This is a genomic window from Streptomyces sp. NPDC111520, assembly GCF_055635295.1.
Genome location: NZ_JBVKBW010000002.1, coordinates 487,235 through 499,825 on the forward strand (window position 1 = coordinate 487,235; position 12,591 = coordinate 499,825).

The 12,591-nt window shown below is 70.5% G+C and carries 22 protein-coding genes and 1 pseudogene; 12 read left to right on the forward strand and 11 right to left on the reverse strand.

The genetic code is table 11. The features are described 5' to 3' along the window. The first annotated feature begins 3 nt into the window (after positions 1–3). Positions 4–444 (forward strand): Lrp/AsnC family transcriptional regulator, encoded by a 441-nt coding sequence (locus tag ACZ7MY_RS06280; protein ID WP_499600018.1) that lies wholly within the window; start codon positions 4–6, stop codon positions 442–444. Between the two features lie 13 nt (positions 445–457). Here ACZ7MY_RS06280 and ACZ7MY_RS06285 read toward each other — a convergent pair whose 3' ends face one another. Continuing rightward, positions 458–679 carry a cold shock domain-containing protein gene (locus ACZ7MY_RS06285; protein ID WP_499600019.1) on the reverse strand — a complete coding sequence of 74 codons (222 nt, stop codon included), beginning with the start codon at positions 677–679 and terminating at the stop codon, positions 458–460. Positions 680–885: 206 nt separating this feature from the next. On the opposite strand from ACZ7MY_RS06285, the gene ACZ7MY_RS06290 reads away from it, so the two are divergent. The 3 genes from ACZ7MY_RS06290 to ACZ7MY_RS06300 all read left to right on the forward strand — a co-directional run bounded on the left by ACZ7MY_RS06290 (position 886) and on the right by ACZ7MY_RS06300 (position 2,671). Next, positions 886–1,236: a hypothetical protein gene (locus ACZ7MY_RS06290; protein WP_499600021.1), complete on the forward strand. Its 351-nt coding sequence runs from the start codon at positions 886–888 to the stop codon at positions 1,234–1,236. Positions 1,237–1,298: 62 nt separating this feature from the next. Next, the gene (locus ACZ7MY_RS06295) at positions 1,299–1,883 is read left to right on the forward strand and encodes an RNA polymerase sigma factor (protein WP_499600280.1); all 585 of its coding nucleotides are present in this window, start codon (positions 1,299–1,301) and stop codon (positions 1,881–1,883) included. An 11-nt stretch (positions 1,884–1,894) separates the two neighbouring features. Further along, a complete protein-coding gene (locus ACZ7MY_RS06300; protein WP_499600022.1) occupies positions 1,895–2,671 on the forward strand; it encodes a hypothetical protein in 777 nt (258 codons plus the stop codon). Between the two features lie 21 nt (positions 2,672–2,692). Here the strand turns inward: ACZ7MY_RS06300 and ACZ7MY_RS06305 are convergent, their stop codons facing one another. Continuing rightward, a complete protein-coding gene (locus ACZ7MY_RS06305) occupies positions 2,693–2,992 on the reverse strand; it encodes a hypothetical protein (protein WP_499600023.1) in 300 nt (99 codons plus the stop codon). A 6-nt stretch (positions 2,993–2,998) separates the two neighbouring features. On the opposite strand from ACZ7MY_RS06305, the gene ACZ7MY_RS06310 reads away from it, so the two are divergent. Both ACZ7MY_RS06310 and ACZ7MY_RS06315 read left to right on the forward strand, forming a co-directional pair. Then, a complete protein-coding gene (locus tag ACZ7MY_RS06310; protein ID WP_499600024.1) occupies positions 2,999–3,121 on the forward strand; it encodes a hypothetical protein in 123 nt (40 codons plus the stop codon). A 373-nt stretch (positions 3,122–3,494) separates the two neighbouring features. Then, positions 3,495–3,863, forward strand: a complete 369-nt coding sequence (locus tag ACZ7MY_RS06315; protein WP_499600025.1) for a hypothetical protein — start codon at positions 3,495–3,497, stop codon at positions 3,861–3,863. Between the two features lie 25 nt (positions 3,864–3,888). Here ACZ7MY_RS06315 and ACZ7MY_RS06320 read toward each other — a convergent pair whose 3' ends face one another. Next, entirely contained in the window at positions 3,889–4,185 is a 297-nt protein-coding gene (locus ACZ7MY_RS06320; RefSeq protein ID WP_499600026.1) for a GYD domain-containing protein, read from the reverse strand. Between the two features lie 94 nt (positions 4,186–4,279). Beyond that, on the reverse strand, positions 4,280–4,519 hold the full coding sequence (locus tag ACZ7MY_RS06325) for a hypothetical protein (RefSeq protein WP_499600028.1): 240 nt from the start codon (positions 4,517–4,519) through the stop codon (positions 4,280–4,282). 66 nt (positions 4,520–4,585) lie between these two features. Between ACZ7MY_RS06325 and ACZ7MY_RS06330 the strand changes: the two genes are divergently transcribed. Beyond that, a complete protein-coding gene (locus ACZ7MY_RS06330) occupies positions 4,586–5,404 on the forward strand; it encodes a hypothetical protein (protein WP_499600030.1) in 819 nt (272 codons plus the stop codon). A 4-nt stretch (positions 5,405–5,408) separates the two neighbouring features. Continuing rightward, positions 5,409–5,780 carry a GntR family transcriptional regulator gene (locus ACZ7MY_RS06335; protein ID WP_499600032.1) on the forward strand — a complete coding sequence of 124 codons (372 nt, stop codon included), beginning with the start codon at positions 5,409–5,411 and terminating at the stop codon, positions 5,778–5,780. On the opposite strand, the gene ACZ7MY_RS06340 is transcribed toward ACZ7MY_RS06335, so the two are convergent. Beyond that, positions 5,777–6,355 carry a DUF1990 domain-containing protein gene (locus ACZ7MY_RS06340; RefSeq protein WP_499600034.1) on the reverse strand — a complete coding sequence of 193 codons (579 nt, stop codon included), beginning with the start codon at positions 6,353–6,355 and terminating at the stop codon, positions 5,777–5,779. The genes ACZ7MY_RS06335 and ACZ7MY_RS06340 overlap by 4 nt on opposite strands. 334 nt (positions 6,356–6,689) lie before the next feature. On the opposite strand from ACZ7MY_RS06340, the gene ACZ7MY_RS06345 reads away from it, so the two are divergent. Then, on the forward strand, positions 6,690–6,965 hold the full coding sequence (locus ACZ7MY_RS06345) for a hypothetical protein (protein WP_499600035.1): 276 nt from the start codon (positions 6,690–6,692) through the stop codon (positions 6,963–6,965). Between the two features lie 51 nt (positions 6,966–7,016). Continuing rightward, positions 7,017–7,322: a hypothetical protein gene (locus tag ACZ7MY_RS06350; protein WP_499600037.1), complete on the forward strand. Its 306-nt coding sequence runs from the start codon at positions 7,017–7,019 to the stop codon at positions 7,320–7,322. Between the two features lie 124 nt (positions 7,323–7,446). Here the strand turns inward: ACZ7MY_RS06350 and ACZ7MY_RS06355 are convergent, their stop codons facing one another. The 3 genes from ACZ7MY_RS06355 to ACZ7MY_RS06365 all read right to left on the reverse strand — a co-directional run bounded on the left by ACZ7MY_RS06355 (position 7,447) and on the right by ACZ7MY_RS06365 (position 8,938). Further along, positions 7,447–7,674, reverse strand: coding sequence for a hypothetical protein (locus ACZ7MY_RS06355; protein ID WP_499600039.1), 228 nt, complete (start codon positions 7,672–7,674; stop codon positions 7,447–7,449). A gap of 74 nt (positions 7,675–7,748) precedes the next feature. Further along, positions 7,749–8,027 (reverse strand): hypothetical protein, encoded by a 279-nt coding sequence (locus ACZ7MY_RS06360; RefSeq protein WP_499600040.1) that lies wholly within the window; start codon positions 8,025–8,027, stop codon positions 7,749–7,751. 164 nt (positions 8,028–8,191) lie between these two features. Then, a complete protein-coding gene (locus tag ACZ7MY_RS06365; protein WP_499600041.1) occupies positions 8,192–8,938 on the reverse strand; it encodes a hypothetical protein in 747 nt (248 codons plus the stop codon). A 183-nt stretch (positions 8,939–9,121) separates the two neighbouring features. Here ACZ7MY_RS06365 and ACZ7MY_RS06370 point away from each other — a divergent pair, with 183 nt between their 5' ends. Then, entirely contained in the window at positions 9,122–9,394 is a 273-nt protein-coding gene (locus ACZ7MY_RS06370) for a hypothetical protein (RefSeq protein ID WP_499600296.1), read from the forward strand. Between the two features lie 910 nt (positions 9,395–10,304). On the opposite strand, the gene ACZ7MY_RS06375 is transcribed toward ACZ7MY_RS06370, so the two are convergent. Together ACZ7MY_RS06375 and ACZ7MY_RS06380 are read right to left on the reverse strand one after the other, a co-directional pair. Further along, positions 10,305–10,460 carry a hypothetical protein gene (locus tag ACZ7MY_RS06375; RefSeq protein WP_499600043.1) on the reverse strand — a complete coding sequence of 52 codons (156 nt, stop codon included), beginning with the start codon at positions 10,458–10,460 and terminating at the stop codon, positions 10,305–10,307. 5 nt (positions 10,461–10,465) lie between these two features. Then, entirely contained in the window at positions 10,466–10,957 is a 492-nt protein-coding gene (locus ACZ7MY_RS06380) for a DUF4265 domain-containing protein (protein WP_499600044.1), read from the reverse strand. Between the two features lie 105 nt (positions 10,958–11,062). On the opposite strand from ACZ7MY_RS06380, the pseudogene ACZ7MY_RS06385 reads away from it, so the two are divergent. Next, a pseudogene (locus ACZ7MY_RS06385) lies at positions 11,063–11,389 on the forward strand (hypothetical protein); the annotation flags it as partial. A 59-nt stretch (positions 11,390–11,448) separates the two neighbouring features. Here the strand turns inward: ACZ7MY_RS06385 and ACZ7MY_RS06390 are convergent. Then, on the reverse strand, positions 11,449–12,018 hold the full coding sequence (locus ACZ7MY_RS06390; protein WP_499600045.1) for an SMI1/KNR4 family protein: 570 nt from the start codon (positions 12,016–12,018) through the stop codon (positions 11,449–11,451). Positions 12,019–12,591 lie beyond the last annotated feature (573 nt).

Below are 12,591 nucleotides of genomic sequence, written 5' to 3' on the forward strand. Positions count from 1 at the left end.
CCCGTGGACGACATCGACCGCGCCATCCTCCGCGAGCTCCAGAGCGACGGCCGCATCCCGTACGCGGACCTCGGCCCCAAGGTCGGGCTCTCCCCGTCCGCCGCCCGGCAGCGCCTGCAGCGGCTGATCGACGGCAAGGTCGTGCAGGTGGTGGGCGTCACCGACCCCATGGCCATGGGCGGTCAGTCGATGGCGCTGCTCGGGGTCCGCGTGGACGGCGACCCGCGGGCGGTCGCGGACGCGCTGGCGGCCCGGGACGAGGTCGTCTACGCGGTCCTCACGGCCGGGCCCTACGCCCTCTTCGCCGAGGTCGTCTGCCCGGGCCCGGCCGACCTGCTGGACTTCGTCAACGACGTCGTCAGGACCGCGGAGGGCGTCGCGGGCGTGGACACCTTCCCGTACTTCGGCATCCACACCCACCGCTTCCTGTGGGACGTGGGCTGAGCGGCGGGCCCGGTCAGCCCTTCGGCACGACGCGCAGGGCGCGGTACTCGTACCCGTCCTGCGCGAAGCCCGGCGCCTCCCACTCCAGGGCCACCGACTGGCCGGCGGACAGGGTGCGGAAGCCGTTCATCTCGATGTCGCTGTAGTGGGCGAAGCAGCCTCCGGGCGTCTCCGGGCAGTCCAGCACGCCCCAGCCCTCTTCCTCGTACCACTCGCGTACGGTCGCATGCGCCATGCCCGCAGCCTAAGCGGGTCCGCGCCGCGCGGCCCCGCCGCCTCCGCCGCCCGGTGTAACGCTTTCGCGTCCCGCTGCGCCCCACTCAGTAGCCACACGCGTCACACGCGGACGGGGACGACGAGCGAAGGGGCACGATGAAGCAGGGCGTGAGCAGTCCACCGGCGACGGTTCTGGGTCCTCGTCTCGCCGCGGATGTCGTGTCCATGGCCAGGGAGGGTTCCCGGGTCAGGCTCGACTACTCGTTGGCCAGCCTCGGCCTGGTCGACCGTGTCATCGAGGCCATCCGCGGCGAGCAGCCGCCCCTGGAAGCCGTCGCGCCCACGCTCCGCGGCTTCGGCGCCTACACGGGAGAGGTGCTGGTCCGCACCGCCGGAGCGGCCTGGGTGGACTTCGACGACGAGCAGAGCGGTACATTCGGGCAGCCGTTCGGCATCCGGACGCCCGACGGGCGGGTGTGGAACCCGCTGGGCAGGGCGGTCAAGCGGTACGAGAACGGGCCGGTGGACAGCCTGCGCCTCTTCTGTCTGTCGGTGGTGGGCCGGGCCGAGGTGTGACGCCCGCCGCGGCGCGGCGCGGCGACCGGCGGCACGGGGCCATCGAGCACGAAGAGGACGCGGTGGGGAAGGCGCAGGTCCGCCGGCGCGACCGGCTGGGCGAGGAGGAACTGGGCGACGCGGTCCAGCGGGCCCGCGCCGGCGACGAGACCGCGTTCGGGGTCCTCTACCGGGAGGTCCACCCGATGCTCCTGGGCTACCTGCACGGCCTGGTCGGCGACGACGCCGAGGACGTGGCCTCCGAGACCTGGCACGACGTCGTACGGGACCTCCCCGGCTTCCGCGGCGGCGGCCAGGCCTTCCGGGGCTGGGCCGCCACCATCGCCCGGCACCGCGCCCTGGACCACCTGCGCCGCATCAAGGCCCGGCCGCGCACCGCGCCCCTGGAGGAGCGCACCGCCGAACCCACGGCACCGGAGGACGCCGGGGGCGCCGCCCTGGAGAACCTGTCCACGCGGCGCGCGCTCGACCTGATAGCGGCCCTGCCGCAGGACCAGGCCGAGGCCGTGCTGCTGCGGGTGGTGGTCGGGCTCAACGCCCCCGCCGCGGCCAAGGTCCTCGGCAAGCGCCCGGGCGCGGTGCGGACCGCCGCCCACCGGGGGCTGAAACGCCTCGCGGAGCGCCTCGACGGCGCCATGGAGAAGTGACGGACTGACGGATGAAGGACAGCCGAGCTCACGACGAGCGGACCGACGAGCGCATGGACGACCGCATGGACGACCGGTTGGACGCGGCCCTGGCCGAGCGGCTCCTCGACGGGGACCCCGCCGCGGCGGGCGACGGCCGCGCGGACGCCCTCGCACGACTCCTCACCGCCGCCGCGGCACCCCTGCCGGGCGACCCCGAGCGCGAGCGCGCCGCACTGAGCGCCTTCCGGGAGGTCCGGGCCGTCACGAGCGGCGGTCACGGCCGCGGACGGGCCCGCGGCGTCCGTTCCGGCCGGCGCACCCGGGCGGCGGTGGGCGGACTCGTCGCGGTCTTCGCCCTCGGCGGCGTGGCCGTCGCGGCGCAGTCCGGCTCGCTCCCCGGCCCCTTCCACTCGGGCACGGCCGGACCCCGGCCGGTGTCGCCCGCCCCGTCGCCTGCCGCCCCCACGGGGTCGGGCGGCGGTACGCGCACCGCGTCCCCGCGCGGTCCGCAGGGCGGCAGCGCCGGCGCCACGCCCACGACCCCGGACGCCGCGTCACACGGCCCGCACGGCTCCGTACCCCCGCTCGCCGCGCCGACGGACGCCGGGCTGAAGGGGCTGTGCCAGGCCTACGTCAAGGCCGCCGAGCACCACAAGAGCGTCAACGCCTCCACCCTGGCCCGGCTGGAACGCGCCGCCGGGAGTGCCGCCGCCGTACCCGCTCACTGCGCCCGGCTCACCGGTGCCCCCGAGGTCACGCCGCCGCCGGTCCGCCCGGAGACCCAGGGGGACGGCCGGCACCCGTGACCGCCCGCGGCCGGGGGGACCTCAGCCCCACACCGAACGGAAGCCGTTGACCAGGTTGACGACCGTCCCCAGCACAAGGAACCAGCCGAAGCAGAGGTAGACCCGCCCCACCGTCCGGTTGCCCTGTGCCCGCGACGCCGCCGGGACGGGCGCCGGCGCGGACTCCCTCGGCACCGGCTCGTCGGGGGCGAGCAGGCCCCGGGCCGCGCGGCGCCACACGCGGCCCGCACGTATGAGCACGACCGCCACCAGGCAGCAGAACGCCGCCGTCTGGAAGTAGGTGAGAGGGGATGCCAATTGCGCCGAGGCGTAGCTCTGCATGAACGCGTGACCTTCCAGGATTCCGGACGCGCCGGACCGCACACCGGCCTGCCCGTGCCGGCGGGCTGGGCGGTCGACGACGGCCCGGCCGGCGGTCTCGGCAGAGTGCCGTACGCGGTCATCTTGTGATGATCCGCAACGCAGGTCAACACCCGGAGACCGGCGGGAGGCCGGAGGGCCGCACGGCGTAGGAGTACATGTCGAATTGCCCCATTCCCGCGGCCCCCTGAGGGGACCTCGGGGGGTTCTCCGGGCGCTCCTCAGAGGCAGCCGACGCAGTACGGCGCGGTGCCCGCCGAGCGCGCCCCGCCGGACAGGCCGACGAACACCCGCGCGCACCCGTCGTCCACCGCCTCGAGCCCGTCAGGGCACCGGTATCTCCTCGGGCAGCCCCGCGGACAGGGACTCGGGCGCCCGCGGAAAAGTTCCCCGCCCGTCCAGGACATCCCCTTGGCATGCTGATCCCGCTGGTCGCGGGACCGCCGACACCGAGGGGGACGCCGTGGACGTCGAACAGGTCATGGACTTCCTCGTCGAGCACCGGGCCCCGAACGTCGTGCCCGGCTACGTCTCCGAGCAACTCCTGTCCATGTCCTGGATCATCGACGCCGAGGACGTCGCCCGCGTCGTCCAGGTGGCCAAGCGGTGGCTGCGCTCCGACGACGCGTTCCGAGCGGCGGTGGCCATCGGGCTGGAGAACGAGACGTATCTGGCCGACTCCTGGGAGGAGATCGCCGCACTGGTCGCACCCCTCAAGGAGCGGTTCCCGTCCATGGCCGCCGACGTGGACGCGTGGATGGCACGGGCTGAGCCCGCGTACGAGCGGCTGCGCCGCGGTTCCTTCTTCGACCCGACTCCGGAGGCCGGTTGACCGCGCGAACGGACGGTGCGCCGCCTCAGGTGGAGGCCTTGGCGATGACGCCCTCCACCTCGTCCCGCCCGAACGCCCGCATGGTCGTGCTCCGGACGTTGCCGACCGCGCCCAGCCTCAGCAGCGCCGCGGCGGCGGTCTCGTCGTCCGGCGCTTCGACGAGGGCGACGAGGTCGTAGGGCCCGACCGTCCAGAAGATGTCGACCAGCCTGCCACCGGCCTCCCCCAGCGCGGTACCGAACGCGTCGGCCCGCCGCGCCGTGTCGGCATAGGCGCGGATCCCCTGGTCGGTCCAGCTCAGCAGCGTGATGTAGAGCGGCACGATCTCTCACCTCGACAAGGAGAAGGAGCGCCCCCTCACAGCGTATGTGCGCCCCTGACGGGTCGCATCCGGCGCATGCGGGCCGTGGTCACCATCACCTGGGCCGGCCCAGCCCGAGCCCGGACTGTTCAGGGGCGGTCGCGTCGCAGAAGTCGCCGAAGAGCACGGGGACCACGAAATCGAGGTCCTCGAACTCCTCGGGCGCGAGCCCCACTTCGCACCGCCACGACGGGGTCGCGAGCGCCAGGACCGCCGGCACGACGTGCGGACGGAAATAGAGAAGTGCGATGCCGGGAGCGTACGCAGCCGCGCCGCGACCGTTGACTTGTCGCAAGGCTTGTCGCACCATGTTGCGACAAGCCTTGCGACATAGAGTGCTGTGCCGGAGGGAGGTTCCCGGATGAACGAGGAGTCGGTGCGTCCGGAGGAAGTCGAGCGGGCCGGTGCGTGGTTGGCCCAGCACGGCCTGACCGACGTCCCGCCGACGCCGTTGCTGGCCACGCGTCTGGCGGTCCGGCGACGTGCCCGTCTGGCAGCCGCCGTGCTGCTGGCGGCCTTCATCATCGCGGTCGCCCTCGTCCGTGTCGGTGACCTGTCCGCCGACGGCGACGCCGCGGCCGATGGGGCAGAGTCTCCCCGGTACGGGTCGCTGCTGGCGCTGACGGCGGTAGTGGTGGCGTTGGTGCTGGCCCAGTCGCTGCTGGACCGGTGGGTGCGACGGGTCGACCGGCGGGCCGGCGCGACGTTGCCGCGCCGGGCCACCCACCCGGTCCGGCTCGGCTGGCGGACCGTGCTCGGCACGCCGCGCGCCGCCTTCGCCGCCGCCACGTTCGCGGGCGCGACGGCGATGGCGATCGGTGCCCTGACCGTGGACGACGCCGCCGCGCGCTACGCGGCACTCCTCCTGCTCATCGGGTTGTTCGGCGCGGCGGCCGGCACGGTCGTCCAACTGCGCCACGTCCTGACGCACCCGGTCGTGGCCGACGACGAGGCCTCGCTGACCGCCGACGTCCTGATGCGGGTCGAGGACGCCCGCGAGGTCGCCACGCCCAGCGTGGTGTGGTCGCTGCCGGTCGTGTCGGTCTTCGACACCGGGCTCGGCTGGTGGAACGCCGCCTGGCTCGTCTTCATCGCCCTGAGCGCCGTCACGCTCGCCCTGATCACCGCGCGGACCGCGCAGAGCAGCACGGTGGCGCGGCACGCCACGACGGCCCGGTGAAGCGTTGATCGTCATCGACTCGGCCTCGCCCGTCCCGCCGTTCGAGCAGCTCCGCGCCCAGCTCGCCCGGCAGATCCAGGACCGCACCCTGGCCGTCGGCACCCAACTGCCCACCATCCGCCGCCTGGCTGCGGACCTCGGCCTGGCCGTCAACACCGTGGGCCGGGCCTACCGGGCGCTGGAGGAAGCGGGGCTGATCGAGACCCGCGGACGGGCGGGCTCGTTCGTGTCGGCGGCCGGTGAGCAGGGACGCGAACGGGCACGCCGGGCCGCGGCCGAGTACGCGGCGGTCATCGCCCGCGTGGGCCTCGACACCGACGAGGCCGTCCGCATCGTCGAAGCGGCGCTGGCCAACGGGACGGCGGCGTCAACTTAGTTCCCGTGCGCGGCCTTCGCGCCCGCCGCCGTCAGGGCACGTCGATAACGGCGCCGGAAGAAGCGCTGCGCCACGAGCAGTACGGGGAACAGGAGCCGCCAGGGACCGTTCGGCGCGGCACGCGTGAGGGAGCGGATCGTCAGCGCGACCGTGCCGTCGGGAGAGCGGTGGACGACGAAGGCCTCCTCGCCGCAGACGGGATGCCCCGGCAGGGTCCCGTACGCGAAGCCGCAACGATCCGGCAGGTCCACCACGGCCACGACCCGCACCGGCTCCCGGACGACGAAGGGGCCGAAGCCGGCGCTGATCCGGTACTCGGCGCCTACGCTGACCCGCTCCCCGGCCCCGCCGCAGCCCGCGACGGAGAACCCACTCCGCCGCTTGACTCCCCACCGCAGCACGGCGTCGGCGGCGGCACGCCAGTCCGCCTCCCCGTGTCCGACGACAACGGTGCCGCAATGGGCACGCAGGCCCGTGCGCCCCATCGACCACCGCTCCTCCGCGGGACGCGTCGCGCCGACAGCGCCGTACGTGAACGCGGCGGCCGAGGAACGGCTCGCACCGGGACTGGGCATGGAACTCCGACCGGACACTCGGCGGGACACATCGGGATCGAACGCTCCCACAGGCTATGCCGAACCGCCCGTGCACTGCGACGGCGCTCCACCGGGGTCGCCCGCTTCCACAGCCGCCGTAGCACGGTCGGGCTCTCAGGTGGTACATGTACGCCGTGCTGCCTGCGAGAGTCCGTGGACTCGCCATGCCCGCCCAACTGACGTACCTCATCGATCGTGACCTCTGGCGCCACCCTGGCGATGCGGTGATGGCGGAGGTCGTCCCCTGGTTCAAGGACCCGCTCAGGTTCGTGCCGAACCCGGAGCAGATGGAGTTCGCGTCCCGGTCGATGGCATGTTCGCCGACGACCCGCACTGCGCCTTCTTCCGCGAAGCGCGCGGCAGCAGGGCGACGGCCCCGCTCGAACCGCCGTGGCTCGACGTCGAACAGGCGGTGCTGATCGCCGTCACGCGCAACCCCGGTGATGACGGTGCCCTGGCGCTCGACTACCGCAGTGATCCATCAGACCCTCGCGTCGTCGGCAGCGACTTCTGGACGGACCCGATGCTGTGCCACTGGCGAGTGGCAGCGCCCACCTTCTCGGCCTTCGTCACGAGCCTCGGCCTGTAGGTAGGGAGGGGTGGCCGTCGAGCTGAGTTCTCGGGCTGATGTGATCAGCCCATGACCCGTGCCGGTGATGCGAATGACGGCAGTTCCGAACGCTGGAGTCTCGCTGTCCCCTTTGGCGCGGCATCCGTCGCGTTGTGGTTCTGCTGTCCGTTCTGGATGGTGGTCTGGTTCCTGGCTCTGCCACTCGGCCTGACGGGGCTGGTCCGCGGCGTCATCGAATGTCGCGCCGCCTGGCGTCACGGTACGGCCCGCGGGAACCCCCTGACCGGGCTGGCACTCTCGACTCTGGGGACAACGGCCGCCATCGCGTACATGATCTTCCTGATCACTCACCCGGACCTGCCGATCCAGGGTTAGGCCGATGATTCGGCCGGCCCCGGCAACGACGGTTCTGTCCTCGTACCCTCCGAGCGCACCGGACGAGGTCGCGGACTGACGCACGGGTCGAGCGGTGGCGCGGGGCTCCCAGGCCAGTGCAACCTCAACCGGCGAAGGCGTGGACCAGGCGGACGGCGCCGACCGTCAGCCCGAGCGCTCCGACAACCGCGCTCGTGACCCTCAACACCAGGGGCGTGAACGAGGGGTTGACCTTCGGACGGATCGCCACACGGCCGTGAAGTCGCTCAGCGGTGTTGCCCACGTTGAGCGCCACCGACATCAGGACTATTCCGTACCCCAGGTCAACCAGTGCCTTGCTCCAGGCAATCATGAGTTCCCCTTCTTGCCGGGCCCGTCCTGCACGGCTGCTCGATCGGTTCCGTCCTGTGGGGCCTCGGCCGCCGCTCACTCACGCCAGACGGAGACGAGGCGCGCCACCACGGCCAGCACCAGGCCGGCCACGAGGAGGTACAGGCCAAGGCGGGCTTCGGGTACGTCCGGAGACCACACCCGCCAGGCCGACGGGGTGTAGCTGTCGGTAGCCAGGAGGGCTCCGTACGACGTGGAGGTGAGACTGAGGGGCGTGCCGCCCTGGCTGCGCACCCACAGCAGTGTCCCTATGACGGCGCAGGTCGCAGCTATCGCGTACAAGGCCGTGGCGCTGCGGGGGGCCGGCCTGCTCATGGATTCTCCCTCGTCTTCATCGGTCGTGGCGTGAGGAATCCTGCTGCCCGTGCCGGTCCGCGTTCGCAGCGGGGTCGCCATGTGCCCGCCCGGACCGGACGGCGCGCCGGTGGCCTGGACAACGCCTGCTCCGGAACATTTCACGCCGTGACGATGGACCACGGTCAAAAGGGAGGTTCGAGATCGCCGCGGCCATCGCTGTGCGGCCCCCAGTCCCAGGTCTCCTCCCGGACAGGTTCAAGGTCGGAGACGTCGTACCCCCATGCTTCGAGTGCCTTCCAGGCAACGCGCCGGTTGGGGTCGTCGCTGCTGGTGTCCAGGATGGCGCGGGCGTGCACGGCGAGGTGATCGCGGTGTTCGGTGAGCGCAGGGTGTTCGGCGAGGATGAGCGCGGCGATGACGGCGGCTTCGCGCACGTCTTCGTGGCTGTCCTGCAGGAAGGGCGAGACGGCCCGATAGAGCATCGGGCGCAGGTCCCGGAAGGACGCCATGGTGGTGTTGTGGGTGAGGAAGCCAGGGGAGTACTGCTTGTTGCGCTCGACGATCACGTCGGAGGCGTCATAGGTCGTGGAAACCAGCCAGTTCAACAGCGCCGCGCGGATGGGGACGTTGCGATAGGGCCGGGGGGTCATGGCCGCCGGGTGGGTGAGGATGCCGGCGATGTACATGGCGACGGGGGCGGTGGCTTCGTAAATGCTGTTCTGGTGGTGGACCATCTCACCCAGCTCCGACAAAGCGGTGACCTGAACCTTGGGATCGGGCTCCAACAGCCTTGTCAGGAACTCGGGAAGGTCCTCACCGTTCCCGAAGGGCGTCTCGAGCGAACCCCAATCAGTCTCCGCCAGGACCGCCTGGTACGGCGGCAGGTCAGGCTCACGGGGCGCCCCGGCGTTGGAACGGTCGTGGTTCACAGGCCGAACCTAGACCAGACCTCGGACACGATCCCCTACCGGGCAAGTCACCCCGGTCTGCGGCCCTGCCGTAGCCGACTGCTGTACGGCTGAGGATGCGGACGGCGCCCCATGGGCACGACGGTTGGAGATGCCCTGTCGGCACGTCAGCCGACTGGGACCGGTGGTGGTCGGTCACGGGCGGTGGAATGGCTGTACGGCCGTCCGGCAGCAGACGCAGCGCCCTGGGGGACGCTGTACGACGACAATTCCAAAAGCCGCCGCAGCCGCGTCGTCCCGATGCCGGCGCTGTGCATCGCGCCGCTGCGGGTTGCCATCAGCCACATGAACGGCCTGATCATCGGGACGTCACTGGGCTGCCAGGCCGCATGGGCCGACCTTCGTCGGCCGGACCTCGACGTAGGTGACGCCGAGGCGCTCGGGCGAACCGATTGGCCCAAGGAACTGTTCAACTGAACGGCCCCTTCTCAAGGCGCCGACAATGAAGGACTCCGCCAAGTAACGCACGAGCGAACACTACGGGCCCTGAATCCGGGCGACCAGCTCGCTGATCCACGAGAGCTGCAGGGGCCTGCACGCCAGGGCAGGAGCGAGGGAGTTCCAGCTAGGATCTTGCGGGGAGGACTTGTGACTGACGAAATACCAACTGTGAACGGATCCATCGGCGTTCGAGGAGCTGCAGGCGTGATCCTGCTGATAGTTGGCCTCGTTGCCGGGGTGGTTCTCGTCCTTCTGCTGCCCTACTTGCCGGCACTCGTGGAATGGGCACTCGTGGGCGAGGAAGTTTGACGCCTGCCCCGCTCCACCCGCGACCGTCCCGGGCCACGCCGACCGGAGTCCGATAGCCATGGATGCCTACCGACCGGAATGGCGAGAGCCACGACCATCCCGGCAAGACACCCCCACGCCGGATAGTAGTCCTGTGGAATGGTTCGAACAGGTCCAGGCTGCGGAGCAACGCCGAGATTGGGACGCGGCCATCGCGTTGGTGAGCGCCCACGCCGAGTGCTACTCGACCGATTGGTCCAGGCACGACAATCATCTGTGGCACATGGATTTGCTTGCCCGTGCGGCACGGCTCTCGGAACTCGCAGAGCGCGCTCTCACGGATGTTCACGCACGTCGGCGACTCAACAGAGCGCTCAGTGAGCGGGGGATGGAGGCTGCCCTGCGCGACCGAGCCGAGGCCGGTGATCGTGGCGCCCTGTACGCCCTTGTTCGACTGATGTGTGAGACGGGTCGGATCCAAGACGCCCATCGAGCGGTCCACGATCTCGGCCCGGACAATCAGTACGCATGCCAGATCGTGGCTCACTTTCGATCACCATCGAACGGTGCACAGTAGCGGTTCCTGATTCTCTGTCGGCTACTGCTTCCTGGCGGAGCTGCCAGTGTTGGTCTCGGTGAGGATGCCGAGCTTGACGAGGCGCCTGAGCTTGGCGCGGGTGCCTTCGATGTTCCTCGGCAGGAGTTCGTGTTCGAGGGCTTGGCAGACGTCGTGGCTCAGCGACGGCCCAGTCATGCAACTTAGGCAGGCTGCCACCAGTCGAGTGGTTCTCCGTCAGCACCGAATACGTTGCTGAATCCCCATTCGAGCTGCCCGCTCACTGCGCTGGCCCAAGCATCCATCACTGCTTCGACGGCAGGGAATCCGGCGGACGCGGGCACCGTCACCACGATGAACCGGCGGTCGGCCGGAGCCTCGACCAGGCCATTCAGCGCCGCAAATCCCTCAGTCAGGGCTTCCAAGGCGTCGGCGTCGAAGGCAGGATCACCAAACGCTTGGATGCAAAGGTTCGGGCCTCGCCGCTCAACCTGGAACAGCCCCTCGGCATCGATCTTCAGCACGTCACCAGCCGCGCAACCCTCGACCAGACCCGGACTACCCATCAGTTCGAACAGATCCGGACCGACAGCCCTGGCCGGAAGGGTCTCGAACACCGGTTTACTGGCGCTTGGTTGGCCCACTTGGAGCGACACGTGGCAGTGGACGGCCAAGTCTGGGGTTTCGACGCTCATGCGAGCATGCTGGCATACCCGTGATGAGGCCGGCGTAGCGGCCCTGGGCAGGAGCCGCCATGGGGCGAGAGATCGGGGCCCGTACGCTGGCCGCGAATCAGGCTGGCTCCTTGCCTGCACCGACTCCGGCAGCGCGAGGCGTTCACGCGCACGGGCGTCGGCTGGTCCGAGGCCGCCCACATCTTCGCGACCAGGAACGGCCGCCCGGTGGAGCCGCGGAACGTGTACCGGTCCTTCACCCGGGTCGCCGCGCAAGCGGGGCTCCGGGTGGTCCGGCTGCACCATGCCCGGCACGGCTGCCCCACGCCGCGGACGGCGGCCGGCGTCGCGCCCCGGGTCATCATGCCCGTGAGGCCCCGCCCGTTCTGGCGCAGAGGTGGCACATCGATCCACTCTCAGATCGCGGTAGGTGGGAGGGAACTCTCAGTCTGACCTCGTACCGCCGGCCAAGTGGGACTGGCCCATGTGACCGACGCGGCGAATCTTCTGTTTCAAGACCAGACGAGTCGCCCTTCGGCGACCTCACAGACCGGGTGGTTTCCATCGGCGATCTTCGTCAGCTTCTCCGCGACGGAGTCGAAATAGTGAGCCAGCGATTCGTACTCGCCCGTGACCGTGATCTCACCCACGAACCACCTGCCGACGCGGCCGTCCCGCACATCGATGAACTTTCCCGTCCAGGCGTCCTGGTCCGACAGGAACGGGATCCATTCATTACGCCAAAAGGGATTGTCCGGCTGGTCCGGAGGATCGAATCCACCGAGCGTGGAGCGGTTCGCGTAAAGCCTCTCCATCGCCCGGATGCCGAGAAAGAAGCTTCCCTCATCCGGGAACCCGGCGAAGCCGCAACATGCCACATCGTCGTCCACATCTTCCTCAGGAAGATCCAGATTGTTCTGCAGCAGCCACGCCCGTAGATCCTGAGGGAGGGGGATACCCATCCGTTCCTCGGCGGCCGCGAGCATCTGTTCCGTAGCGGGCCCAGGGAGATCCGCGTGATCTGCCGGGGCGTGCTGCCGAAGAAGATCCATCACGCGGGACCAGCTCTCCGCCACACTCATTCCACTCTGCCGTCTCTGCACGGATGCCCCATACGACTGTGCCACTGCGGGGGTTGCGGAGCGCGACGTGGGGACCTCGCAGGGATGGTACTCCGAGCAAGCTTCCCGCCCCCTCCCCTCGACCACTTTCCGGCCTGAAGTGCAGGACCACCGGCCGCTCAGTGAGGTGACCAGCCGCCAACACCTCACAAACAAGCCGGCTGTGCCCAGTGGGCCCAACCGAGGTCGCCAAGACCGTCCTGACCCTGGAATGGGGAGCTGAAAACGCTTCGTGTAGGGCGTTTGGCGCGATCTTTGGCCGGTGGCCTGCCTGGGCTGGGGTCGAGCATGGCGCCAGGGTGCCTTACGCCGGCAGCGAATCGGGCTGGCTCCTGCCTGCCCGCAACAAGCCCGATCGGCCCCCTGGTCTGGCTCGACGTCGGGTCCCGGACCGGGGAGGTGGCTGAAGATCGTGTTGGCGCCCGCCCCAGCCACCGCGGATCTGACCTCATGCCCGGCCTACCTCTGTGGGCGCGGCCGGACGCGGGCCGCGCGCCCGGCGGAGCGTGAGCGACGCCGGGTGTCTTGATGAGG

What these genes read in the sequence shown, in the direction of transcription:
- ACZ7MY_RS06285 (WP_499600019.1), bottom strand. Translation starts at nt 679, where the DNA reads ATGGCGCATGCGACCGTACGCGAGTGGTACGAGGAAGAGGGCTGGGGC.
- ACZ7MY_RS06290 (WP_499600021.1), top strand. Translation starts at nt 886, where the DNA reads ATGGCCAGGGAGGGTTCCCGGGTCAGGCTCGACTACTCGTTGGCCAGC.
- ACZ7MY_RS06300 (WP_499600022.1), top strand. Translation starts at nt 1,895, where the DNA reads ATGAAGGACAGCCGAGCTCACGACGAGCGGACCGACGAGCGCATGGAC.
- ACZ7MY_RS06305 (WP_499600023.1), bottom strand. Translation starts at nt 2,992, where the DNA reads ATGCAGAGCTACGCCTCGGCGCAATTGGCATCCCCTCTCACCTACTTC.
- ACZ7MY_RS06330 (WP_499600030.1), top strand. Translation starts at nt 4,586, where the DNA reads ATGAACGAGGAGTCGGTGCGTCCGGAGGAAGTCGAGCGGGCCGGTGCG.
- ACZ7MY_RS06340 (WP_499600034.1), bottom strand. Translation starts at nt 6,355, where the DNA reads ATGCCCAGTCCCGGTGCGAGCCGTTCCTCGGCCGCCGCGTTCACGTAC.
- ACZ7MY_RS06345 (WP_499600035.1), top strand. Translation starts at nt 6,690, where the DNA reads ATGTTCGCCGACGACCCGCACTGCGCCTTCTTCCGCGAAGCGCGCGGC.
- ACZ7MY_RS06350 (WP_499600037.1), top strand. Translation starts at nt 7,017, where the DNA reads ATGACCCGTGCCGGTGATGCGAATGACGGCAGTTCCGAACGCTGGAGT.
- ACZ7MY_RS06355 (WP_499600039.1), bottom strand. Translation starts at nt 7,674, where the DNA reads ATGATTGCCTGGAGCAAGGCACTGGTTGACCTGGGGTACGGAATAGTC.
- ACZ7MY_RS06360 (WP_499600040.1), bottom strand. Translation starts at nt 8,027, where the DNA reads ATGAGCAGGCCGGCCCCCCGCAGCGCCACGGCCTTGTACGCGATAGCT.
- ACZ7MY_RS06375 (WP_499600043.1), bottom strand. Translation starts at nt 10,460, where the DNA reads ATGACTGGGCCGTCGCTGAGCCACGACGTCTGCCAAGCCCTCGAACAC.
- ACZ7MY_RS06380 (WP_499600044.1), bottom strand. Translation starts at nt 10,957, where the DNA reads ATGAGCGTCGAAACCCCAGACTTGGCCGTCCACTGCCACGTGTCGCTC.
- ACZ7MY_RS06390 (WP_499600045.1), bottom strand. Translation starts at nt 12,018, where the DNA reads ATGAGTGTGGCGGAGAGCTGGTCCCGCGTGATGGATCTTCTTCGGCAG.